Annotated in this window: 20 protein-coding genes; 10 read left to right on the forward strand and 10 right to left on the reverse strand. The window is 70.3% G+C overall.

Going from position 1 to position 23,105, the window contains the following annotated elements:
* Window positions 1-141 precede the first annotated feature (141 nt).
* The 6 genes from YIM_RS47210 to YIM_RS47235 form a co-directional block, all read right to left on the reverse strand.
* Window positions 142-1,965: a phosphoenolpyruvate carboxykinase (GTP) gene (locus YIM_RS47210; RefSeq protein WP_153036519.1), complete on the reverse strand. Its 1,824-nt coding sequence runs from the start codon at window positions 1,963-1,965 to the stop codon at window positions 142-144.
* 482 nt (window positions 1,966-2,447) lie between these two features.
* Window positions 2,448-3,152, reverse strand: a complete 705-nt coding sequence (locus tag YIM_RS47215) for a DUF6802 family protein (RefSeq protein WP_153036520.1) — start codon at window positions 3,150-3,152, stop codon at window positions 2,448-2,450.
* A gap of 116 nt (window positions 3,153-3,268) precedes the next feature.
* The gene (locus tag YIM_RS47220) at window positions 3,269-3,793 is read right to left on the reverse strand and encodes a hypothetical protein (RefSeq protein ID WP_153036521.1); all 525 of its coding nucleotides are present in this window, start codon (window positions 3,791-3,793) and stop codon (window positions 3,269-3,271) included.
* A complete protein-coding gene (locus YIM_RS47225; RefSeq protein WP_153036522.1) occupies window positions 3,790-5,646 on the reverse strand; it encodes a dynamin family protein in 1,857 nt (618 codons plus the stop codon). The genes YIM_RS47220 and YIM_RS47225 overlap by 4 nt, the downstream gene beginning before the upstream one ends.
* Window positions 5,647-5,660: 14 nt before the next feature.
* Complete coding sequence (gene grpE / locus YIM_RS47230; RefSeq protein WP_153036523.1) at window positions 5,661-6,140, reverse strand: nucleotide exchange factor GrpE; 480 nt, start codon at window positions 6,138-6,140, stop codon at window positions 5,661-5,663.
* A gap of 45 nt (window positions 6,141-6,185) precedes the next feature.
* Window positions 6,186-6,890: a TetR/AcrR family transcriptional regulator gene (locus tag YIM_RS47235; RefSeq protein ID WP_228004450.1), complete on the reverse strand. Its 705-nt coding sequence runs from the start codon at window positions 6,888-6,890 to the stop codon at window positions 6,186-6,188.
* Between the two features lie 94 nt (window positions 6,891-6,984).
* Between YIM_RS47235 and YIM_RS47240 the strand changes: the two genes are divergently transcribed.
* The gene (locus YIM_RS47240) at window positions 6,985-8,178 is read left to right on the forward strand and encodes an FAD-dependent monooxygenase (protein WP_153036524.1); all 1,194 of its coding nucleotides are present in this window, start codon (window positions 6,985-6,987) and stop codon (window positions 8,176-8,178) included.
* Here YIM_RS47240 and YIM_RS47245 read toward each other — a convergent pair.
* Entirely contained in the window at window positions 8,138-9,715 is a 1,578-nt protein-coding gene (locus YIM_RS47245) for a dynamin family protein (RefSeq protein WP_153036525.1), read from the reverse strand. The genes YIM_RS47240 and YIM_RS47245 overlap by 41 nt on opposite strands.
* 167 nt (window positions 9,716-9,882) lie before the next feature.
* Here YIM_RS47245 and YIM_RS47250 point away from each other — a divergent pair, with 167 nt between their 5' ends.
* The 6 genes from YIM_RS47250 (at window position 9,883) to trmB (ending at window position 15,280) form a co-directional block, all read left to right on the forward strand.
* Window positions 9,883-11,070: a sensor histidine kinase gene (locus tag YIM_RS47250; RefSeq protein ID WP_153037725.1), complete on the forward strand. Its 1,188-nt coding sequence runs from the start codon at window positions 9,883-9,885 to the stop codon at window positions 11,068-11,070.
* Window positions 11,067-11,723, forward strand: a complete 657-nt coding sequence (locus tag YIM_RS47255) for a response regulator transcription factor (RefSeq protein ID WP_153036526.1) — start codon at window positions 11,067-11,069, stop codon at window positions 11,721-11,723. Before YIM_RS47250 ends, YIM_RS47255 begins: the two co-directional genes overlap by 4 nt.
* A 166-nt stretch (window positions 11,724-11,889) precedes the next feature.
* A complete protein-coding gene (locus tag YIM_RS47260) occupies window positions 11,890-12,831 on the forward strand; it encodes an ABC transporter ATP-binding protein (RefSeq protein WP_153036527.1) in 942 nt (313 codons plus the stop codon).
* A gap of 25 nt (window positions 12,832-12,856) precedes the next feature.
* Complete coding sequence (locus YIM_RS47265; protein WP_153036528.1) at window positions 12,857-13,624, forward strand: hypothetical protein; 768 nt, start codon at window positions 12,857-12,859, stop codon at window positions 13,622-13,624.
* A 370-nt stretch (window positions 13,625-13,994) separates the two neighbouring features.
* Entirely contained in the window at window positions 13,995-14,564 is a 570-nt protein-coding gene (locus YIM_RS47270; RefSeq protein ID WP_153036529.1) for a hypothetical protein, read from the forward strand.
* 20 nt (window positions 14,565-14,584) lie between these two features.
* Entirely contained in the window at window positions 14,585-15,280 is a 696-nt protein-coding gene (trmB, locus tag YIM_RS47275) for a tRNA (guanosine(46)-N7)-methyltransferase TrmB (RefSeq protein WP_153036530.1), read from the forward strand.
* Between the two features lie 45 nt (window positions 15,281-15,325).
* Here the strand turns inward: trmB and YIM_RS47280 are convergent, their stop codons facing one another.
* Entirely contained in the window at window positions 15,326-17,545 is a 2,220-nt protein-coding gene (locus YIM_RS47280; protein WP_153036531.1) for an FtsX-like permease family protein, read from the reverse strand.
* Complete coding sequence (locus YIM_RS47285) at window positions 17,542-18,243, reverse strand: ABC transporter ATP-binding protein (RefSeq protein ID WP_153036532.1); 702 nt, start codon at window positions 18,241-18,243, stop codon at window positions 17,542-17,544. Before YIM_RS47285 ends, YIM_RS47280 begins: the two co-directional genes overlap by 4 nt.
* A 180-nt stretch (window positions 18,244-18,423) precedes the next feature.
* Between YIM_RS47285 and YIM_RS47290 the strand changes: the two genes are divergently transcribed.
* The 3 genes from YIM_RS47290 to YIM_RS47300 are packed head-to-tail and all read left to right on the forward strand — an operon-like array spanning window position 18,424 to window position 22,158.
* Window positions 18,424-20,181, forward strand: coding sequence for a sensor histidine kinase (locus YIM_RS47290; RefSeq protein ID WP_228004451.1), 1,758 nt, complete (start codon window positions 18,424-18,426; stop codon window positions 20,179-20,181).
* Window positions 20,178-20,831 (forward strand): response regulator transcription factor, encoded by a 654-nt coding sequence (locus tag YIM_RS47295; protein WP_153036533.1) that lies wholly within the window; start codon window positions 20,178-20,180, stop codon window positions 20,829-20,831. Before YIM_RS47290 ends, YIM_RS47295 begins: the two co-directional genes overlap by 4 nt.
* Window positions 20,832-20,853: 22 nt before the next feature.
* Window positions 20,854-22,158 carry an amidohydrolase family protein gene (locus YIM_RS47300; protein WP_153036534.1) on the forward strand — a complete coding sequence of 435 codons (1,305 nt, stop codon included), beginning with the start codon at window positions 20,854-20,856 and terminating at the stop codon, window positions 22,156-22,158.
* On the opposite strand, the gene YIM_RS47305 is transcribed toward YIM_RS47300, so the two are convergent.
* Window positions 22,133-23,086 (reverse strand): YafY family protein, encoded by a 954-nt coding sequence (locus tag YIM_RS47305; protein ID WP_153036535.1) that lies wholly within the window; start codon window positions 23,084-23,086, stop codon window positions 22,133-22,135. The two genes, YIM_RS47300 and YIM_RS47305, sit on opposite strands and share 26 nt — an antisense overlap.
* Between the last annotated feature and the right edge of the window lie 19 nt (window positions 23,087-23,105).

The raw sequence follows: 23,105 nt of genomic DNA on the forward strand, positions 1-23,105 counted from the left end.
CGGTCGGAATCGAATAGCCCTTTTGGCCGAAAATATGTCCAAAAGGGCTATTCAGGCCGACAATCAACGGGGTCGCCCCGGAACGCGAAAACGGCCCGCCGGGGCAGGCGGGCCGTTTTCGCGACTTCGGTGCACCAGGACTCAGCCGAGGCGCTGGCGCAGCGAGGACAGCTCGTCGTGCAGGTTCGACGGCACCTTGTCGCCGATCTTCTCGAACCACTCCTCGATCAGCGGCAGCTCCTGGCGCCACTCCTCGTTGTCGACCCGCAGCGCCTCCTCGACGTCGGACTTGGGCTCCTTGATGCCCTCGATGTCCAGGTCGTCGGCGGTGGGCACCCAGCCGATCGGGGTCTCGGTGGCCGAGGCCTCACCCTCGATCCGGCCGATGACCCACTTCAGCACGCGCGAGTTCTCGCCGAATCCCGGCCACAGGAAGCGCTTGTCGTCACCGCGGCGGAACCAGTTGACGTAGAAGATCTTCGGCAGCTTGGACGCGTCGGCCTCCTTGCCGAGTGAGATCCAGTGCTTGAAGTAGTCGGCGGCGTGGTAGCCGAGGAACGGCAGCATCGCCATCGGGTCGCGGCGCACCTCGCCGACCTTGCCCGCGGCCGCGGCGGTCTTCTCCGAGGACATCGTGGCGCCCATGAACACGCCGTGCTGCCAGTCGCGCGACTCGGTGACCAGCGGCACCGTGGTGGCGCGGCGGCCGCCGAAGAGGATCGCCGAGATCGGCACGCCGTTGGGGTCGTCCCACTCCGGCGCCAGGATCGGGCACTGCGACATCGGCGTGCAGTAACGCGAGTTCGGGTGGGCGGCCTTCTCCTCGGACTCCGGCGTCCACTCCTGCTGCTTCCAGGAGGTGGCGTGCTCGGGCGTGCCCTCCATTCCCTCCCACCAGATGTCGCCGTCGTCGGTCAGCGCGACGTTGGTGAACACCGAGTTGCCCTGCTCGATGGTGCGCATGGCGTTCGGGTTGGTGTGCCAGTTGGTGCCCGGCGCGACGCCGAAGAAGCCGAACTCGGGGTTGACCGCGTAGAGGCGGCCGTCGTCCCCGAAGCGCATCCAGGCGATGTCGTCGCCGAGGGTCTCCACGCGCCAGCCGGGAATGGTCGGCTGGAGCATGGCGAGATTGGTCTTGCCGCAGGCGCTGGGGAAGGCCGCGGCGATGTAGTACGCCTTGTTCTCCGGGGAGATCAGCTTGAGGATCAGCATGTGCTCGGCGAGCCAGCCCTCGTCACGGGCCATCACCGAGGCGATGCGCAGCGAGTAGCACTTCTTGCCGAGCAGCGAGTTCCCGCCGTAGCCGGAGCCGTAGCTCCAGATCATCCGCTCCTCGGGGAAGTGGGTGATGTACTTGGTCTTGTTGCACGGCCACGGCACGTCCTGCTCACCGTCGGTCAGCGGGGCGCCGACCGAGTGCAGCGCGGGCACGAACTCGCGCTCGGTGCCGTCCTCGGTGACGAACTTGTCCAGCGCCGCCTTCCCCATCCTGGTCATCACCCGCATCGAGGCGACGACGTAGGCGAAGTCGGTGATCTCGATGCCGAGCTTCGGGTTGTCGTCGCCGAGCGGACCCATGCAGAACGGGATGACGTACATCGTGCGACCACGCATGCACCCGCGGTACAGCTCGGTCATGGTCGCCTTCATCTCACCGGGGTGCGCCCAGTTGTTCGTCGGCCCGGCGTCTTCCTCGCGCTCGGAACAGATGAACGTGCGCTCCTCGACGCGCGCGACGTCGTCCGGGTCGGAGGCGGCCCAGAAGGAGTTCGGCTTCGCCTTGAGCGGCACGAAGGTGCCCGCCTCGACCAGTTCCGCGTTGATCCGCGCGGACTCCTCTTCGGAGCCGTCCACCCACACCACTCGGTCGGGGGTGGTCAGCTCAGCGACCTCCCGCACCCACGCCAGGACCTTGCTGTGCGTGGTCGGGGCGGCGTCGAGTCCGGGGATGGCTACTGCAGTCATCTCTTCTCCTGAACTCCGACGAAAAAGCCCACACCGAACTTGCGTCCGGAGCGGGCTCCTTCGCCGGCGACCGAATGGCTTCGCACACCGGCTGCGGGAACCGGTGTGCAGATTGGGGATTCTTGGAGAGTAACCGGATGGACGCCGAGTAACCGAGAGGTGGCCTGTCGGTTCTCTCACAGGAACGATAAGGGAATCGATTCAGTTGTCGCCGGAACGGACGAACCGCGAAGTTCTTCCTGTCTTCGCCCAGGTCCGGGCCGGTTCCGCGAGCCGAAAAAGTGCTCTGCGTCTCACTCGAACGCGCGTTATGGCTGCGATTTGCCCGATTTACCCGAGGCTTACCACGACGCGATTGTCTGCCAGGACAAGGCAATCCGCGATTCGACCGGAAAAGCAGCAGGCCCGGCGCCGTGTGGGCGCCGGGCCTGTGCGTAAAGGACAGTTGGGGCAGCCGGGGTACGGGCCCCGGCAGGGGTGGGTCAGTTGGGGCTGATCCACTGGCCGGTGCTGGAGTCGATCTTGGCGACCCCTTCCACCGGCTGCGAGCCGTCACCGCCCCAGGCGGCGTCGCCGGCGGAGGCGCCGGAGTCGCCGACCAGGTTCGAGCTGCCGGTCTCGGTCCACTCGCCGTCGCCGGTGTGCTCGTAGGTGGTGGACGCGCCGCTCGAGTCGATCACCACGGCGAGATCGGCGTCGCCGTCGCCGTCGACGTCGGTGAAGCCGATCGTGTTGCCGGAGGAGTCCTCGACGATCGCGGTGTCGTTGACGCCGTCGTTGTCGGTGTCCACCGTGGCCGGACCGACCTCCACCTCACCCTCGGGCAGGTCGGCGGTGATCCCGCCTTCGCTCCCGGTCTGGGTGCCGGGGTCGGTGTCGTCCCCGGTGGTACCGCCGGAGCCGACGTCGACCCAGTCGCCGGACGCCTCGTCGTATGCCGCGTGGGAGATCACCTCGCCCTGGGCGTCCAGCTCGATGAACTCGTCGGCGTCACCATCGGCGTCGGTGTCGACAAAAGCCTGGACGCCACCGTCGTCGGTCTCGATCGTCGCGGTGTCGTTGACGCCGTCTTCGTTCATGTCGAAGTTGACGTCAGCGGTGTACTCCTCGCCGTCGACGGTCACCGTCATCTCGTCCGCGGCAGCGGTGTCGGTGGTGTCGGTGCCACCGCTCTCGTCGACCCACACGGGAATTCCCCCTTCGCCAGGAGTCGCCCCGGCAGTTCAAGGATGTTGTCTTCAGCGGTTATGACTCACCGTATGCCGGTTCGGTTCCCGGGCACAACAGCCGGTCACTCCATCGGCTAGGCGGGCATGCCCAGCGCACCCAGCGTCACGCACCAGCGATCGCCGGTGGTGCCCAGGTTGAGCCGGTAGCGCAGCTCACCGTCCTCGTAGCTCTCCGGATTCGCCAGCTTGCCGTCGATCCAGAAGCCCGCGCTGGCGGCGGACTCGGTGCCCTCCTCCGGCGAAAGGGTCATCTCGACCCCCTTGGTGGTCAGCTCCTCGCGGATGCCGTCCACGTACTGCGGGCTGAGGGAGCAACTCAGCGCCACGATGCGCTCGGCGTCCTTGTTGTTCACCGCGTCCACGTACTGCTGCGCGGTGTCCCGCGGATTGCCGCTGGTCCCGCTGTCGCTCAGCAGCACCACCAGCAGCACGGTGCCGCCGCCGAGCAGCACCACCAGCCCGACCACCAGGCCGACGATCAGCCCGGTGCGGCTCTTCTTCGGCGGCTGCGGCGGATAACCGTAGGGCTGCTGTTGTCCGTACGGCTGCTGGCCGTGGGGCTGTTGTCCGTAGTACGGCTGCTGCGGCGGTTGGTTCACGACGTCTTGTCCCTCAGCGTCCGGATCCGGGAGAGGAAGCCCTCGGCGCGCTCCCGGCCCTCGTTCACCTGCGTGATTCGCTTGGTGACCAGGCTGAGCTTCTTCGCGCGCTCCTGGGTGCCCATCTTGATCGTCTTGTCGACTTCCTTCAGCTCGGCCTCGATCGCCTCGATCCGGCGGCCGAGCGCCTCGTCGAGCGCCAGCGACAGCTGCTGCTCCGCCTCGATCAGCTGCTCGGCGACCAGCTGGTCCAGTGTCGAGCGGGCGTCCGCGATGGACTCGACCAGCCACTGCTTCATGTGCTGCTTGTCCGCCGCGTGCCGCCTGGTCCTGGCCATCCACCAGCCCGCACCCAGCCCGATCACGATGGTGGCCGGCAGCACCACCGGGTTGAACAGGGCGAACCCGGCCAGCGGCGCGGCCACCAGCTTGCCCGCCCCGACGCCACCGGACACGCCCATGAACACCAGCAGCTTGTCCTCGGCGGTCGGCGGCCGCTTGTCCGGCGGCCGCAGCACCACCGGCGGGCCGCCGGCCCTGGCGAACTGGGCGCGGATGACGTCCAGCTCCTCCGTCGAGAACAGCTCGGCCAGCGCCACGTCGGTCACCTGGTTGAGCCGCTGCGCCAGCGCCAGCGACATGCGCTGGGAGATCGTCTGCAGCGCGATGTCGACCTGGCCGGGCAGCTCCTGGATCTGCTCGCGCTTGGCGGCGTCGATCTGCTGGCGGAAGTAGGACTGGGCGTCGCGCATCTGGCGGTTGCCCTCGTGCCCGATCTCGACCCTGGTCCGCTGGATCTCCCCGCGCAGCCGCAGTTGCCAGCCGCGGGTGGAGGACCGGCGTTCGGCGGCGAGCTGGTCGCGGCGCTCGCGCAGCGACTCGGCCTCGGCTTCACCCGCCGACAGCGCGCGGCGCTCGCCCTGGAGCTTCGAGTGCTGCTCGGCGAGCGCGCTGGACAACGCGCGCAGCGTGTTCGCCTCACCGAGCATGGCCGACCGGCCGACCAGCATCTCCTGCATCGCGGCCTGCAGCTCGGCCACGCCGGACCGCTCGCGCAGCATGGTTTTCGCCTGCTCGTTCGGCGCCTTCGCGGCCATCTCGAACATGCGCGCCGAGACCGGGTGGAACACCGCGTCGGCGAAGCGGGGCGCGTGCTCGCGGAGCAGTTCACGATCGGCGTCGAGCACCTGCCGCCAGCCGCGGAACTGGTCGGTCTTGGTCAGCGCGAACAACACGGTTTCCACGCGATCGCCCATGCTGCGCAGGAAGTTCAGCTCGCTGGAGGTGAACGGCGCGGACGCGTCCACCACAAAAAGCAGCGCGGTGGCGTTGGCCGCCGCCTCCATCGCCAGCTCGGCGTGCATCGAGTCCAGCCCGCCGACTCCCGGGGTATCCACAATGGACACGCGCTCGAGCAGCGGCACCGGGCCGCTCACCTCGACGTAGCGCGGCGGGAGCTGGCCCTCCGGCAGGTCGTGGCCCGCCGAGACCCAGCGGACCAGCTCGTTCATCTCGACCCCGACCGGGGCCAGCTGACCGGGGTAGCAGGCCTGCGCCGACCACGCCTCGGCGTGCTCGAAGACCAGGTAGGTCGCGGTGGCCACGTTCGCGTCGACCGGGGACAGGCCCGGCATCGCCAGCAGCGCGTTGACCAGGGAGCTCTTCCCGCGATTGGTCTCGCCGACGACCACCACCGACGGCTTCTTCGGCCGGGCCTTGCGCAGGTCCTCCACCCAGCGGGCGGACTGCGGGTCCAGCTCGCGCAGCAGCGCCAGCAGGGTCTCCCTGGCCTGCTTCACCTGCGCGGGCAGGGTGGGCTTACCGATCGATCCGAGTGCGGCTGGTGCGGTCACGCACCAAAGGCTATCTACTTCCGCGTGTAGACGGTGACAATCGGCGCACGAAGCAGCCGGTCGCGATCGGCGAAGCCGACCACCTCGGTCTCCGCGACGACGCCGTCCAATGCCGGGTCCTCGGTCGGCACCGCGCCGCCCGCCTCGTGCACCGCCGGGTCGAAGCGCTCACCGTCCGGGCGCAACGCCCGTACCCCGACCTCGGCCAGGCCCTGTTCCAGGCGTTCCACCACACCGCCGCTGCGCGCGCGGTCCAGCGCGTACAGGCACAGCTGGATCAGCGTTTGCCGTTCGACGGACGCCTGGTCCACGTCCCCGCCGGGCACGATCACTCCTACGGGCTCCACATCGGGTTCCGACGCGGTGGCCGGTGCGGTGGTTCCGTCCACGGACTCGATGATTTCGGCGAGGCTGGTCGCGGCGATCTTGCTGGTCGGCTCGTCGGCCGTGTCACCAACGTCGATCCGGTCGTTCTTGCGGGACCACAACGACATCCCAGCCACCCCCACACCCCGAACGTTCTCCGGGCAGAAAATAGCTCAGGGTCCCCGTCGCTCGCCGATGAGTACGGCAAGTCCGTCCAGGATTCGCTCGAGTCCGAAGGCCAGCGCGTTGTCCTGACCGCCGTCGGCCGCCTCCGCCACCGCCGCGGCCATGGCCGGGAAGCGCTCGCCGTGCTCGGCCATCAGCGCGCCGAGCGTGCGGGAGAAGTCGGCTTCCGGGGTGGCCGAGTTCCTGGCCTGCTCGGCGATGGCGCGCAGGTGCCCGGTGAGCGTGGCGACGGCGTCGAGGCGTTCGGCGCCGGTCAAGCCGGTGCCTTCGAGCGCGGCCAGCGCGCGTTCGACCCAGCCGAGTTCGAACGGGCCCCACACACGCGGGCACAGGGAGCTGTCGAGCAGCCACGGGTGCCGCTCCAGCACCGCGTACATCAGCAGGCACCACTCGCCGAGCTGGGTGCGCCAGTCGCCGTCGGCCAGGTCGACCGGCTCGCCGAAGGCCCGGTCGGTCATCACCGCGACCAGGTCGGCCTTGCCCGGCACGTGCCGGTAGAGCGACATCTTGGTGAAGCCGAGTTCGTCGGCGATCCGCTGCATGGACACCGCGGCCAGGCCTTCGGCGTCGGCGATGCCGGTCGCCACCGCGACGATCCGGTCCACGCTGAGCACCGGCTTCGGGCCGCGAGCACCGGGGGCGCGAGGCTCCCACAGCAGCCCGGCCCCGGGCGCGCCGTCGATCGCCGTCACGGGGTGCTCCTCGCGAAAACCACTTGCCAACAGAACTGCTTCCACTGTACACAGTAATTAACTGTTTCCGGTGGATACTGTTTGAGGGGGCTGCATGAGCGGCAAGAACGTGCTGATCTCCGGCGCCAGCGTGGCCGGACCGGCACTGGCCTACTGGCTGGGCCACTACGGCTTCCGGCCGACCGTGGTCGAGGTGGCCCCGGCGCCGCGCGAAGGCGGTTACGCGGTGGACTTCCGCGGGGAAGTGCACTTGAGCGTGCTGGAGCGGATGGGCGTGCTCGAGCAGATCCGCGCGCAGCAGACCGGCGGCATACCGATCCGGTTCGTCGACGAACGCGACCGGGTGCGGCTGGAGCTGCCGATCGAGTTCGCCGGTGGCGCGGTGGAGATCCGCCGCTCCGACCTGTCCACGATCCTGCGGGAGCACAGCGCGAACACCACCGAGTACGTCTTCGGCGACTCCATCAGCGAGCTGACCGACACCGGCAGCGACACAGGCGGCGTGCACGTCGTGTTCGAAAGCGGCACCGAGCGCACCTTCGACCTGGTCATCGGGGCGGATGGCCTGCATTCGAACGTGCGCAAGCTGGCCTTCGGACCGGAGGAGCGGTTCGTCAGCCACCTCGGTTACTACGTCGCGGGCTGGGAAATGCCGGCGCCGTCCTGGCTGGGCACGGCCGCGGTCGGCCTCAACCGGCCGGGCAAGTACGCCTCGGCCGCGATCGACCACCTGAACCCGGCGATGGCCGGTGCCTACGTGCTGTTCGAATCACCGGAGCTCGAGTACCACCGGCGGGACGCCGACCAGCAGAAACGGCTCATCGCCGAGCACCTGGCCGGGATGGGCTGGCGGGTGCCGGAGATCCTGGACACGCTTCCGGCGGCGGAACAGCTGTACTTCGATTCGATCAGCCGCGTCGACGTGCCGAACTGGTCGACCGGCCGGATCGGGCTGATCGGCGACGCCGCGTGCGGGGCCACCCTCGGCGGCATGGGCACCGGAACCGCGATCGTCGCGGCCTACGTGCTGGCTGGCGAGCTGGCCCGCGCCGACCACCGCACCGCGTTCACCCGCTATGAGAACCTGCTGCGCGACTTCGCCACGGAGTGCCAGAAGGGCGGCGACCGCACCGGCAGGTTCCTCGCCCCCGGCTCCGCCTTCGCCATCTGGCTGCGTAACAAAGCACTGAGCAACAAACTGCTGCTGAAGCTGATGCTCAAAGCGGGGGAGGACCTCAGCTCGAACGTCAGCCTGCCGGATTATCGGTACGAATCTGCTGCCAGATGAGGAAGTACGCCCGGTGCACCACGTGCGCGACCCGGCTCTGCGCCGGGGTCGCGCCGAAGGAGGCGAACGAGCGCCACCAGCCGGCGCGTTCGAGCGCGTAGGCCGCCAGTTCCGGCCGCGGGCGGCCGGGCATGCCGAGCTGGGCGCCGATGTCGGCGTTGCTGCCGACCCGCAGCACCTCCTCGGACAGGTCCTCCGGCATGTCGACCGCGCCGGAGGCGACCAGGGTCAGCGCCTCCAGCAGGCGCAGCTGGTGCGCCTCGGGCTTGGCCAGCAGCACCTCGATCGCGTCGTGCACGCGCTGGCGTTCGGCCGGATCACCGGAGGCGTGCGCCAGCGCGGTCACCGACGCGAGCGCGGCGGCGGCCTTGATGCCGTCGGCACGGGCGGCGAACACCATCGCCAGCCGGGCGCGCACGGCGGCCAGCCCGGAGGCGTCGAGCAGCTTGCGGCGCAACGCGCCCGCGGTCAGCTCCGGCTCGGCGCGGATCGCGTCGATCGCGCAGCGGATGCCGTAGAGGTCCAGCTTCTCCAGCAACCGCAGGCGGATGCCGGACGGGACGTCGCACTCCCAGGTGGTGAAGATGTCCGCGGAGATCAGCATGGTCTCCAGCGAGGCGTCGTCGACCTCGGAGAGCTGGCGGAGCGCGTCGGCGTCGGCGGAGGTGAAGGCACCCGACTCGGCGGACTCGGCGAGCAGGCCGATCACCGGCAGCACGTCGGCCACCCGCGGCTTCAGCGTGGCGGCCTGCTTCTCGGCGAGCATGGTCGCGGCCTTCCACACGTCGTCACCGGCGCCGTCCACCGACTCCGGCGCGATCGTGTCGGCCTTGTTGAGCACCGCGATCGCGTTCACCGGGCCAGCCTCGCGGCTGGCCGTGGCGGCGGTGAAGGCGGCCAGCGCCTGCTGGTCGTCGGCGCGCACGCCCTGGGTGACCACGTAGAGCACGGCCTCGGCACCGGCCACCGCGTTGCGGGAGGTGTCGTCGAGTTCGTCGGAGCCGGTTTCCTCGTCCCCGTCCTTGCGGTGCTTCGCCGCGCCGAGCAGTTCCTCGGTGCGCGAGACCGACGCGGCGTCGAGCGAGCCGAGGCCGGGGGTGTCGATCACCGTCATGCCCTGGAGCACGGCGTTGGTCAGGTAGGCCTCCAGGTGCGACACCTCGTCGATGTTCACGCCCAGCTCGGCCGGGATGCTGCCGTCCGGCGCGAACGGCAGCACCTGCTTGCGGCCGTCGGTGAACACCACCTCGACCCGGTCCACCGTGCCGTACTGGAAGCGGGTGACCAGCCGGGTGCACTCGCCCACGTCGGTGGGCGCCACCCGGCGCCCGATCAGCGCGTTGACCAGTGTCGACTTGCCCGACTTGATCCGGCCGGCCACGGCCACCTGCAGCGGCGCGCCGAGCCGGCGCATCACCTCGGCGAACCCGGCCGCGGTGCGCGCGGAGACCTGGGACTGCAACCGGTGGCAGAGATTGCCGACCGAGGTGGACAGGGGCCCCGCGAGGCGCCCACCCTGTTCCGCCGGTGCCGTCACGCGCTTCCCTCCCCGATGCTCCGGGCTCTTGTCGGACCCGGGGGTAATCATGCCCGTCATCCTGCGGTCGCATCGAAGGTGGTCCCGGCGGGCGACGCGGTTTTCCGGCCAGCGGACATACGCTTGATTCCGTGCGCCGGCTCAGTCTCTGGTTACGGAAACACCCGATGGTCGGGGACAGCTGCATAGCGTTGTTGCTGCTCCTGTTCGACCTGCTGCTGTTCGTGGTGTCGGCCAGCGAGGAGACCGGACTGGCGACGCATCCCTGGTTCGTCACCGTGCCGCTGGACTTCCTGGTCGTGCTGCCGGTGGTGTTCCGGCGCAAGCACCCGGTGTGGGCTGGCTACGCGGCGCTGCTGATCGGCACCGTGCACGGCGGGCTGCAGCTCGGCGTGGCCGGGTTCTTCGCCGGGATGATCGCGATCTACACCCTGGTCGTCTACGCCGGGCGGCGCCACGGCGCGCTGTACCTGCTGATCAGCCTGTCGGCCACCGTGGTCCAGCTGCTCGTGCAGACCAGCGACGAGCTGACCCTCAATCTCATCCTGGTCGTGCTCGCCTACGCGTTCTGCTGGCTGCTCGGCGAGTTCGTCGGGGCACGGCGTGCGTACCACGCGGAAGTGGAGGCCAGGTTGCACCTACTGGAGACCGAACGAGACCAGGCCACCCGGATCGCGGTGGCCAACGAACGCGGCCGGATCGCGCGCGAACTGCACGACGTGGTCGCGCACGCGGTCAGCGTGATCGTGGTGCAGGCCGACGGCGCCTCCTACGCCATCCGGTCCAATCCGGACCTGGCCGAGCGCGCCGTGCAGACCATCTCCGAGACCGGCCGCGGCGCGCTGGCCGAGCTGCGGCGACTGCTGGACGTGCTGCGCAACGAGGACGCCGAGAACGAGCCGCGGGTGCCGCAGCCCAACGCCAGCTCGCTGACCGAGCTGGCCCAGCGGGTCGGCGCCGCCGGGGTGCCGGTCGAGGTGGAGGTCGACGAGAACTTCGACGACCTGCCCGCCGGGGTGTCCCTCGGGGTCTACCGGATCGTGCAGGAGTCGCTGACGAACACGCTCAAGCACGGCGGTCCCGGCGCGAAAGCGGTGGTCAAGGTGCACCGTGAGGCCGACGGCGTGCGGATCGAGGTGGCCGACAACGGCAACGGCGTGCGACCGGTGCCGGTACCGGCCCGCGGCACAGCCGGAGCCGCGACTCCGGTGGCGACCGTCCAGCTGCCCGGCGGCAACGGGCTGATCGGCATGCGCGAACGGGCCAACGTGCTCGGTGGCAAGCTGGAGGTCGGCCCACGGCCGGGTGGTGGCTGGCGGGTACACGCCACGCTGCCGGTTAGGTTGGACCCGTGATCAGGGTGGTGCTGGTCGACGACCAGGAGTTGATGCGCGTCGGGTTCCGCATGGTGCTCGGCGCCCAGCCCGACATCGACGTGGTCGGCGAGGCGGGCAACGGCGAGGAGGCCGCGCGGCTGGCCGCGGAACTGCGGCCCGACGTGGTGCTGATGGACGTCCGCATGCCGGTGCTCGACGGCGTCGAGGCGACCAAACTGATCGTCGACGCGGGTACCGCGCGCGTGCTCGTGATGACCACCTTCGACCTGGACGAGTACGTCTACGCCGCGTTGCGCGGCGGGGCCAGCGGATTCCTGCTCAAGGACACCCCGCCCGACCACCTGGTCTCCGCGCTGCGTTCGGTGGCCAGCGGCGAGGCGGTGGTCTCACCGTCGGTGACGCGCCGGTTGCTGGACCGGTTCGTCGGTTCGGGGGACGCCCCGCTGCGGGACGCCTCGGTGCTGAACGTGCTCACTGAGCGGGAGCGCGAGGTTTTGGTGCTGATCGCCAAGGGAATGTCCAACACCGAGATCGCCGAAGCGCTTTTCCTGTCCGAGGCGACGGTGAAAACGCACGTCGGGCGCATTCTCGCGAAACTGGATCTTCGCGACCGGGTGCAGGCGGTGGTGCTCGCGTACGAGACCGGCCTTACCCGTCCGGGTGTTTCTTAGCGAATTCAGGGTCCCCCTCAGGGGGATCACCGATCGCCTACGACCTGGAGTCAGGCCAAGCTACGACTGCAGTCGGGTGGGAAGTTCGGTCCCGGGGATGACGCGCGAAGGCGCGGCGCCGGGAAACGATGGGTCCTGTCCGGCGATCCGCTGCCGAGGAGGAGACATGATCGAGGCAGAAGGCCTCACCAAGAGGTACGGGAAGACGCTCGCCGTCGACCAGTTGTCGTTCAGCGTCGCCGCCGGGCGGGTGACCGGCTTCCTCGGCCCGAACGGTGCCGGGAAGTCCACCACCATGCGGATGATGCTGGGCCTGGACAATCCGACCGCCGGCCGCGTCACCATCGGGGGCAAGCGCTACCACGAACTGAAGAATCCACTGAGGACGGTCGGCGCGCTGCTGGACGCCAAGTGGGTGCACCCGAACCGCTCCGCCCGCGCACACCTGGCGTGGATGGCGAAGTCGAACAGGATCGCCGCGAGCCGGGTGGACGAGGTGCTCGACATCGTCGGCCTGACCTCGGTGGCGGGCAAGCGCGCCGGCGGTTTCTCGCTCGGCATGTCGCAGCGGCTCGGCATCGCCGCGGCCCTGCTCGGCGACCCCGAGGTGCTGCTGTTCGACGAGCCGGTCAACGGCCTGGACCCGGAGGGCATTCTCTGGATCCGCAAGTTCATGCACCGCCTGGCCGACGAGGGCCGCACGGTTTTTGTCTCCAGCCACCTGCTGTCCGAAATGGCGCTGACCGCCAGCGAACTGGTGGTGATCGGCAAGGGACAGCTGATCTCGCAGAGTTCCACGAAGGACTTCGTTTCGCGGGCCTCGGAGAACACGGTGAAGGTGCGCAGCCCGCAGCTGGGGCAGCTGGGGCAGTTGCTGGTCAACGCCAGCGCGCAGGTGACCGAGGACGACGGCGCGCTCATCGTGTCCGATTTGGACAGCGCGAAGATCGGCGAGATCGCCGCCCAGCACAATCTGGTGCTGCACGAGCTGAGCCCGCTGCAGGGCTCGCTGGAGCAGGCGTTCATGCAGATCACCGGGGATTCCGTGGAATACCACACCGGACTGGAAACCGAGGCGGCGCAGGTCCTCGCGCCCACCGGTCAGTGACTTTTTCGAGGATTCGGGGATAGCCATGACTCTGCTCGCAGTCGAGCGCATCAAACTGTTCACCACGCGTTCACCGTGGTGGTGCGCGCTGATCACGCTGGCCGTCACCATCGGGTTCGCCGCGCTGATCACCGGGACCGCCGAGAACATCGAATTCGTCACGGTGGGCAGCGCCGAGTTCGGGTACTCCTTCGGCCTCGCCGTGGTGATGGTGCTGGCCGCGCTGGCGGTCACCACCGAGTACCGCTTCGGCACCATCCGCACCACCTTCCAGGCGGTGCCGCACCGCGGTTCCGCGCTGCTGGCGAAGACCGTGGTGGTCGCGCTGCTGGCGCTGGTGATCGGGGAGATCGCCGGATTCGGCTCGTGGGGCATCGCGAACCTGCTGCAGCCCGAGGCCGACCTGGCGCTGAACACCTCCGCCGAGTGGATCAACGTGGCCGGCATCGGCCCGGTGTTCGCGCTGGCCGCGGTGGTCGCGGTGGCCGTCGGCATCCTGATCCGGCACAGCGCCGGGGCGATCTCGCTGCTGCTGATCTACAACCTGGCGGTGGAAGGCCTGGTCCCGCTGATCCCGTCGGTCGGCGACGACATCCACAAGTGGATGCCGTTCAACGTGGCGCACAAGTTCGTCACCGGCGACGGTTCGGCGAACGGCGCGCTGGGCGCCGAGGCCGGTCCGCCGCTGTCCAGCTCGACGCTGAGCCCGGGGTGGGCACTGGCCTACTTCGCCGGGTTCGCGGTGATCATGCTCGCCATCGCCATCGCCACGGCGAAGAAGCGGGACGCGTAAAGACCTCTACAGGGGAATCCGGCAGCGGCACGGGGGTGCGCGGACCGGATCGGGGGAAGGGACCCGGGTCGCCGTTCGGGGGGCGACTCGGGTCCTTTCGTCGGTACCGGACGGTGGATTCTTGCGCGAAATGGTGAATCATTGCGCGGACCGCCCCGCGGCAAAAGATCACCGGAAGCCGCGATAAACGGGTAGTAACGAATTACAAGATCTAAGCGACATACTGAGCACGCTCTACTGCACGCGGCCGGGTTAAGACCGTGTAAATACGCTGTGGGTTGCCTCACAGAATGCGGACACCTGGCCGTTGACCAGGCATTTTCGATAGTGAACCCGTCACGGAACTCTACGGAGGTGACCCTTGACGGTGATGGAAACCGATCGAGGAGTCGAAGGCAACATCCCCGCCCAGCGACCGGCCTCCCGGCAGCCCCGGCTCGAGCCGATGGTGGGCCTCGAATGGTCGCAGGCGATCGAATTGCCCCGCATCGTGGCGGGGGCAGGCAAACCGTCCGACATCCGGCGTGCGTGGGTGCACCGCGCTCCGGAGGACCAGGTCCTCGCGCTGTACCGCGCCACCGCGGCCGGTGGGGACGTGGTTCCCGCGCCGTGGTGGCTGCGCGCGGTGGTGGCGGGCGAGCTGGACTCGCGCGAGAGCGGCTTCCGCGTGGAGGACCGCATCGGCCAGCTGCTCGGCCGTCGTCCCGGCTGGGAGTACGTGCCGTGGGCGGCCGACGGCGAGTCGGGCTACTGGGAGTTCATGCCGTCGGAGCGCGGTGCCGCCGGGCACCGGATTCCGACGACCGTGCTGAACACCGCCCGGCACACCGGCTGGATCGACGTGCTGCCCGCGCACAGCGGCCCCACGCCGAACCCGATCGCGGTGTCCGGACTGGCCGGCCTGCGGGCCCGGCTGGGGGAGTTCGAAGCGGTCCGCTAGCAGGCCGTTAGGTTTGCCGGGTGGAAAGTGAACACCAGCCGCGGCTGCGCAGCGTGGTCAGTTACGTGCAGCGCGGCGGGCGGATGACCGTCGGGCAGCAGCGCGCGTGGGAAGAGTACTGGCCCTCCCTCGGCCGCAAGGTGGCCGAATTGCCCGAGGGCCCGATCGACTTCGACGCGTGGTTCGGCCGCGAAGCGCCGGTACTGCTGGAGATCGGCTCCGGCATGGGTGAGACCACCTCACAGCTGGCTGCCGCCGCCCCGGAGCTGAACTACGTCGCCGTCGAGGTCTACGAACCGGGCCTCGGCCAGCTGATGCTGCGGGCCGAAAAGCTCGGCGTGGAGAACCTGCGCCTGATCAACGGCGACGCGGTCGTGCTGCTGACCAAGCACGTCCCGGCGGACTCGCTGCACGGCGTGCGCATCTTCTTCCCCGACCCGTGGCCGAAGAAGCGCCACCACAAGCGGCGCCTGGTCCAGCCGGAGTTCGTCGCGCTGGTGGCTTCGCGGCTCGCGCCGGGCGGCACGCTGCACTTGGCGACCGACTGGGAGAACTACGCCGAGCAGATGCTCGAGGTCTGCTCGGCGGAGCCGTCGCTGGTGAACCGGTACGACGGCTGGGCACCCCGGCCCGACTGGCGCCCGGTGACCAAGTTCGAGAAGCGCGCCGTCGAAGAGAACCGGATCAGCCACGACCTGATCTTCGAACGACGCTGACCGCGCCCCAGCCCTTATGGCCGGGACGCGGTCAGCGCCTTCCCCTCACTCGTCGGCGAGGGGTTCGGCACGCACCCGGTTCAGGGCCGGGGTGCACACCGAAGCGGCCAGCACGGCGACCAGCGCGCCCAGCGCCACCGGCGCCAGGATCCACGGGCTGAACACCACCGGACCCTCGTCGACCAGGCTGAACAGGCCGAGCCCGACGATCGCGCCGACAACGCCCGCCCCGATCGTGGCCACCAGCGCGGGCAGCGCCGCCTCGGTCCGCAGCGCCCGTGCCAGCGTGCGCACCGGGGTCCCGGCCGCGATCAGCGCGCCGAAGGTGCGCCGCCGGTCCATCACCGAGCCCGCGGTGGCGATCGCCGCGCTGCACCCGGCGAGCACGCCGGCCGCGACCAGCCCGATCACCGTGACGCGGCGCAGGTCGGCCAGTTCGATCTGCTGGTTGCCCAGGATCAGCTCACGGCTGTTGATCTGCTCCCCGGCGGCCGCGTTGACCAGTGCCGTCCGCACCACCTCGCGGGTTTCCGGCGTGGTCGGCGCGGCGAGCGTGTAGTACTGCGCGTGGACTCCGGCCGGGACTGCCGACGGGTCCATGAACACCGAGGTGAAGCGGTCGTCCTCGCGGGAGGGCACCGCCCGTGACACCGTGCCCTCCGGCAGCGGCTTTCCCGCGCCTTCCCCGCCGGACACCTGCAACCCGGCCAGGTCCATCGGCGTGGACGAGTAGATGGCGGGCTTGCCGTCGCAGGTACCGGGATCGAACCGGAGCAGGCTGCGGGCGCTCTCGCAGTCCATCACCAGCGCGTACCGGCCGCTGTCCGGCGAGGTCCCCAGCGAGACCTGCGGAATGGTGGTGACCCGCTCCGGCACGCCGTAGCGCGTCAGCTCGGCGTTCGCCTTGTCCGCGATCTGCTGCACGTCCGCCGCGTCGGAATCCAGGTAGAGCACCGAATCGTGGAAGGAGCGACCACCGCCGGCGAGCGATTCGAGGCTGGGCAGCAGGGTCAGCGCCATCGAACCGGCGAACACCGCCAGCACCACACCCGCCGACGCCCGGTAGGCGCCCTTCGGATCGTCGCGCAGCCGCCGCCCGGCGAGCAGGCCCGCCGGCTTCCGCCACACCCTGACAAAAATGCCACCGACCGCCGAAGTCACCCACGGCCCGATCACCGCCGCCGAAGCGACCAGCACGAACAACCCGCCGAGCACGATCAGCACGCCGCCGTTGTCCTTGGCGGTGGAGATCGCGAAGAAGAAGAACAGACCGGCCGCGGGCAGCGCGAGCAGACGCCACCAGTGCAGCGGCTTCTTCGCCTGCCCGCCGGTGGCACCGAGCGGGGTGGTCACCACCCGCCGCATCCCGGCGACCGCGGCGAGCAGCACCAGCGCGGGCAACGCCACCGTGATGCCGATGCTCAGCGGAAGCGGCAACGCGAAGTCGTCGGCCTGCCAGGTGCCGCCCGCCCACGGCACCACCGTGGCCAGCATGTTCACCAGCGGACTCACCGCCAGCCCGAGCACCGCACCGGCCACCGAGGCGAGCGCGGTTTCGGCGGCGACCATGCCGATCACCTGCCTCGGCGTGGCACCGGCGAGCCGGAGCGCGGCCAGCCGCTGCTCACGACGGGCGGCGGTCAGCCGGGCCGACGACGCGACCAGCACCAGGCTCGGCACCAGCAGCACCACCACGCCGACGCCGGAGAGCAGTTGCAACAGCGGATCGGGTTGCGCGCCGGTCAACGGGAAGCCCTGGACCGGCATCGCGTTCCCCGGCATGTCCTCCGGTGCGTGCCCGACCAGTGCGACCAGCTGCTCCGGGAAGGCCAGCGCCTCCTCGCCGAGCAACGCCCGCTGACCGGTGCCGAAGCGGTCGGACAGCTGCGAGGCCATCCGCGAATCCATCAGCTGGGCCAGCTCCGGCGAAACGAGTGCCTCGCCGGGGCCCGGCAGCCGGTCGATGCCCGGCGGCAGCTTGTCCACTTGGGACAGCTGCGCCACGTCGACGCGGGTGATCTCCTTGCCGTCGAAGTAGTCCTGGGAGACCGCCTTCGCCATGGTGGCCACGCCGTCGGACTGCTCGCCGAAGACCTGCTCCTGCCACAACGCGCGCTCGGCCCGCGCCTGGGTGCCGAACGGCAGCCCGATCAGCAGCAGCACCAGCGCGGTCGCCACGGCCACCCCGACGCCGGTGAGGATCGCCGAGACCCGCGTCCGCCGGTCGCCGCGCAGCACGCGCACGGCCATCTGGAACGGGTTCATGCCGCGACCCGCACATCGATCCGGCCGTCGCGGATGGCCACCGTGCGCGGCATCGACTCGGCCAGCTCGCGGTCGTGCGTCACCACGATCACCGCTGCCCCGGTCTCCTGCGCGGTGGCCAGCAGCGCGCTCATCGTGTCGCGGCCGGTCCGGGTGTCCAGCGCGCCGGTCGGCTCGTCGGCGAAGATCACCTTCGGCCGGTGCGCGAGTGCGCGGGCGATCGCCACGCGCTGCGCCTCACCACCGGACAGCTCACCCGGACGACGCTGCTCCTTGCCCGCCAGGCCGAGCCGGGCCAGCCAGCCGCGGGCGGCGGTCAGCGCCTCCTTGCGACCGGTACCGGCGAGCAGCTGGGGCAGGGCCGCGTTCTCCTCGGCGGTCAGCTCGGCGACCAGCATGCCCGACTGGAACACGAAGCCAAACTCGGTGCGCCGCAGCTCGCTGCGCTTGGTCTCGCTGAGCTGGTCCACCCGCTGCCCGCCGAGAAAGATCGCGCCGTCGTCAGCCTTGAGAATGCCGGCCAGCACGTGCAGCAGTGAGGTCTTGCCGGAGCCGGACGGCCCGACGATGGCGATCGCCTCCCCGGCGTGGACGTCGATGTCCACACCGGCCAGCGCGTACTGGGCGCCGTAGCGCTTCACCAGCCCCCTGCCGGACAGCACGGGCGCGCCGTCGTTCGTCCACTGTGGATTCTGCACCGGATTTCTCCCTGTGGTTTCTCGGATCTTGCCGTTGCCGAGAAGACTCGCCCAGCCGGTGGGCACCGGGCTTCGGGCAGACGGCCACAGCCCGGCGGGAAAACCTCGGCCGATCGGCCGAGGGGGAGATGGCCAGGCGGCCAAGGTGCGCGCCACGCGCGATCCTCTACCGTCGCTTCCGTGCCCACCCTCGACCAGCTCGCCGTCCGGCTCACCGGCTACCTGCGGTGGCTCGGTGTGCCCGGCATCGTGCTGCTCGCGGCCGTGCTCTGCGACCTCGCCGTCATCGGTTCCGCCGCCTTCGACGACGTGGGGCCGCGGCTGCACGACCTGGCCATCGTGCCGGGCATCGTGCTGATGGCCGCCTGCGCGATCTGGGCCAGGACGCAGCCGGTGGCCGCGGCGTTCACCGGCGCGGTGGTGCTGGTGTGCTCGTCGCTGCTGCTGCACCTGGCCGGCGTGCCGACCTACTCGACGCTGCTGGAGAACCTCTCGTTCGCCGAAACGGTGGCCGGGGTCGAACTGGTCATCTACGTGGTCCGCGCGGCGCACCCGGGGGTGGCCTTCGCCAGCACCTTCTCCCTGGTCGTGGCGTGCCTGCTGGCCATCGCCGCCCGGGCGAACAACGACCCGGTCAGCACGCTGGCCGACGGCTCGACCGGGGTGTTCGGCGCCGGGCTGCTCTTCGCCGCGGTGTTGTTCGGCATCGGCGCCAGGAGTCCGGCGCAGCAGCGGCGCAAGAGCAAGCTCGGCGAGTTGTTCAGCGGGCAGTGGCCGCTGGTCGGGCTGATCTCGCTGCTGCTGTTCTTCGAACTCGGTGCGGCGGTCAGCGAGGGCCCGCGTGCCGCGCCGACCCTGCTCTGCTCGCTGGCCGCGGGTGTGCTGGTGATGACCGCGAAGCGGCGGCCGGTGCTCTCGGCGTGGGTGCTGGCCGGGTTGATGCTGGTCTCGGCCGTGGCCACCCGGCTGGTGTTGCGCGACCACTCCAGCTACGTGCTCTCCGGCGGGGTGCCGATCGGTCAGGTCGGCGCCGGCGCGGTGATGGTCGTGCTGCTGATCCGGCACACCACCACCGCCCGGGCCTGGCCGTCGATCCTGGTGCTGTCCGGCGCGGTCGCGCTCAGCGCGATGGCCAACGTCCGGCGCGACGGACCGACCCTCGACTTCGACGACCTGCAGCCGCACATCCTGTCGGCCTTCCTGCTGCTCGGCATCTCCGTGGCGACCGGCTTGTTCCTGCGCTCGCGCGACTCCGAGCGCAAGCAGGTGGTGCAGTCCGCGGTCACCGACGCGCAGACCGCCGAGCGGATGGCGCTGGCCAGGGAACTGCACGACGTGGTGGCCCACCACGTGACCGGGATCGTGGTGCAGGCGCAGGCCGCGAAGATGGTCGCGCAGAAGGACCCGCAGGTGGCGGTGGACGCGATGGACCGGATCGAGACCGCGGGCACCGAGGCGCTGGCGGCGATGCGGCGGCTGGTGCGCAGCATGCGCGGGGACAACCCGGCCGGCACCACCGAGTTCAGCGAGCAGGCCACCATGAGCCTGGCCGCCGACCTGCACAAGATGGTCGACGCGGCGAACCACGGGGTGTACACCAAGATCGAGCTGAACCTGCCGGAAAACCTGCCGCAGGAGGTCGCCCGCTCGGCGCTGCGACTGGTGCAGGAGTCACTGACGAACATCGGCAAGCACGCCGCCGGCGCCAGCATCGCCTGGGTTTCGGTGCGCGAGGAGAACGGCGAGCTGCACATCAAGGTCAGCGACAACGGGCGAGGGGAGAGCCAGCGCGGCGCGCAGATCTCCGGCGGATACGGTCTGGTCGGCATGCGCGAACGGGTCGCGCTGCTGCACGGCAGGCTCACGGCGGGCCGGGCGCCGGAAGGCGGCTGGCGGGTCGAGGCGTGGTTGCCACTGGCTCAGCAGGGAGCGGAATGATCCGGGTACTGATCGCCGACGATCAGGAAATGGTGCGGATGGGTTTCCGCATGATCCTCGACGCGCAGGACGACATCGAGGTGGTCGCCGACGTGGCCAACGGTGTGGACGCCGTGCGCCAGGCCCGCGAACTGCGGCCGGACGTCTGCCTGCTCGACATCCGCATGCCCGAGTTGGACGGGCTGGCGGTGACCAAGCAGCTCGCCGGGGCGGACGTGGCCGACCCGCTGAAGGTCGTCGTGGTCACCACCTTCGACCTCGACGAGTACGTGCACACCGCGCTGCGCAACGGTGCCAGCGGCTTCCTGCTCAAGGACGCCGGGCCCGCACTGCTGATCGAGGCGGTGCGCGCGGCCGCGCGCGGGGACGCGCTGGTGTCCCCGCAGATCACCGTGCGGCTGCTCAAGCACTTCGACAGCAAGCCGGCCCGCAAGGAGATCGAGCCGCCGTCGGAGGCGCTGACCGCACGCGAGATCGACGTGGTGAAGGCGACCGCGCGCGGGCTGACCAACACCGAGATCGGCACCGAGTTGTTCCTGTCGCTGTCCACGGTGAAAACGCACCTGGCTTCGGTGCAGGGCAAGATCGGCGCGCGCAACCGGGTGGAGACCGCCGCCTGGGCGTGGCGTTCCGGCCTGATGGACCGCTGAGACGACGGTTTAGAATTTTTTGATGCGCCGTCGTTTCCACGCCCCCGTTGTCCTGCCGTCCGACCCGAGCTGCTCCGTGCTCCGCGACGCGGTGGTCGACGTCGGCGACGACGGCCGGATCACCCACTGCGGCCCCGCGGCCACCGCGCCGGACAGCGACGCGCCGCGCACCGAGCTGACCGGCGTGCTGCTGCCCGGCCTGATCAACACGCACGCGCACAGCCCGATGGTGCTGCTGCGCGGCATGGGCTCGGACCTGCCGCTGCTGCGCTGGCTCAGCGAGGTCATCTGGCCGGCCGAGGCGCGGCTGCGCCCGGCCGACATCCGCACCGGCATGCTGCTGGGCTCGCTCGAAATGCTGCGGCACGGCGTCACCACCAGCACCGAGATGTACTTCCACGGCGACCAGGTCGCCGACGCCGTGCTGGCCACCGGCGCCAGGGTGCTGATCGGCGCGCCGATCATGGACCTGCCCGGCATGGACTGGCGCGAGCAGCTCACCGCGATCGACGACTGGATCGACGCCGACGGCCTGCGCTTCGGCCCCGGTGAGCGCATCGAGATCAGCTACGGCCCGCACTCGGCGTACACGCTGCCCGAGGAAGCGCTGCGGTTGACCGCCGAATCGGCCGTGCACCGCGACGCGCTGGTGCAGATCCACGTGGCCGAGGCCCGTGCCGAGGACGAGAAGCAGCGCGCCGAGCACGGTTCGGTGCCGAAGCTGCTGGCCAAGGTGGGCCTGCTGGACACCAGGATGATCGCCGCGCACGCGATCCATCTGTCCGATGAGGACATCGCGCTGTTCGCCGGGCACGGGGTCGGGGTGGCGCACTGCCCGGGTTCGAACGCGAAGCTCGCCTCCGGCATCGCACGGCTGGCCGAGCTGCGCGCGGCGCGGGTGCCGGTCGGCCTCGGCACCGACGGCCCGGCCAGCAACGACGACCTTGACCTGTGGGAAGAGGTGCAGCTCTCGGCGATGCTGTCGCGGCTGGCCACCGGGGATTCGACCGCGTTGAGCGCGGCGGACGCGCTGCTGCTCGCCACGCGCGGCGGGGCCGAGGCGCTGGGCCGGTCGGACATCGGCGCGCTGGAAGCCGGGCGCTGGGCGGATCTGGTGCACATCGACCTGGACGACCCGGCCTTCGCCACCGGCCTCGACGTGCCGGACTCGCAGCTGCTGGCGAACCTGGTGTGGGGCGCGGGTTCGCGGCGCGTGCGCGAGGTGTGGGTGGCCGGTGAGCAGGTGGTCGCCGACGGCGAATCGACCAGGGTGGACCGGGCCGAGGCCCAGGCGGCCGTCGCTACGGCCTCGGCTCGCGTGCGCTGAGCAACCACCGGCCGAGTGCGTGCATCCGGTCGACGAGCGCGGCCGGTTCGATGACGTCGAGGTCCAGGTTGAGGTAGGCGAGCCAGCGCGCCGCCCAGTCGAGGTCGTCGGTGCCGAAGTGGAGTTCGCACTCGGTGTCTTCGGTGTCTTCGGTGTCTTCCACGTTGACCACCGCGGCCACGCTCGGGTCGACCAGTTCGCGCACGAGGTCGGCCGAGGTGTACACCCGCACGCGGATCCGGTGGCGCCAAGGGCCGTGTGCGAGCGCGTCGGAGACGAAGGCGCCGGAGTCCTCGGGTGGCTCGGGCGCCGGGTACCGCGTGCCCAGCGGCTGGACCTGCTCGATGCGGTCGAGCGCGTAGACCCGCCAGCGCTCGGTGCCGCGCGGGCAGGCGACGAGGTACCAGTTGTCGCGCAAGGTGACCAGGCGGTGTGGCTGCACATCGACGGGTCTGCCGGAGTGGCGGAAGCGGACGGCTTCGCGGGCTCGGCAGGCGAGCGCGAGCGGGACGAGCACGTCGCGCCCGGTCCGGCGGCGCGAAGGTCCTGACCGTGCTTGGACGTCGGCGAGCGCGCTGAGCCGGGCCCGCCAGCGCGCCGGGACCACCTGGGTGAGCTTGGCCAGCGCCGTGGCCGCGGCGGTTTCGAGCCCGTCGACGGCGGTCGCCGTGCGCAGGCCGACGGCGACGGCCGCGACTTCGTCGGCATCGAGCAGCAGTGGCGGCATGGTCCGCCCGGATGCCAGCCGGTAGCCGCCTTCGCGGCCCGCCTCACCGTCGATGCGGTACCCGAGTTCACGCAGCTGGGCGACGTCGCGGCGGGTGGTCCGCTCGGTGACGCCGAGCCGCTCCGCGAGCCGCGGGGCCGAGATGCCGGGATGCGCCTGGAGCAGCGCGAGCGTTTCGAGGCGCCGGTTCGTGGTTCTCACCCTGACACTATCTGTCCGG

The sequence above is a fragment of the Amycolatopsis sp. YIM 10 genome (assembly GCF_009429145.1).
In the GTDB taxonomy this organism is placed as follows: domain Bacteria; phylum Actinomycetota; class Actinomycetes; order Mycobacteriales; family Pseudonocardiaceae; genus Amycolatopsis.

Bases quoted from the DNA above. Each gene is read 5' to 3' on its own strand.
- YIM_RS47210 (WP_153036519.1), bottom strand. From the start codon at position 1,965: ATGACTGCAGTAGCCATCCCCGGACTCGACGCCGCCCCGACCACGCAC.
- grpE (WP_153036523.1), bottom strand. From the start codon at position 6,140: ATGTCGTTGTGGTCCCGCAAGAACGACCGGATCGACGTTGGTGACACG.
- YIM_RS47240 (WP_153036524.1), top strand. From the start codon at position 6,985: ATGAGCGGCAAGAACGTGCTGATCTCCGGCGCCAGCGTGGCCGGACCG.
- YIM_RS47250 (WP_153037725.1), top strand. From the start codon at position 9,883: ATGGTCGGGGACAGCTGCATAGCGTTGTTGCTGCTCCTGTTCGACCTG.
- YIM_RS47260 (WP_153036527.1), top strand. From the start codon at position 11,890: ATGATCGAGGCAGAAGGCCTCACCAAGAGGTACGGGAAGACGCTCGCC.
- YIM_RS47265 (WP_153036528.1), top strand. From the start codon at position 12,857: ATGACTCTGCTCGCAGTCGAGCGCATCAAACTGTTCACCACGCGTTCA.
- YIM_RS47270 (WP_153036529.1), top strand. From the start codon at position 13,995: ATGGAAACCGATCGAGGAGTCGAAGGCAACATCCCCGCCCAGCGACCG.
- YIM_RS47280 (WP_153036531.1), bottom strand. From the start codon at position 17,545: ATGAACCCGTTCCAGATGGCCGTGCGCGTGCTGCGCGGCGACCGGCGG.
- YIM_RS47295 (WP_153036533.1), top strand. From the start codon at position 20,178: ATGATCCGGGTACTGATCGCCGACGATCAGGAAATGGTGCGGATGGGT.
- YIM_RS47300 (WP_153036534.1), top strand. From the start codon at position 20,854: ATGCGCCGTCGTTTCCACGCCCCCGTTGTCCTGCCGTCCGACCCGAGC.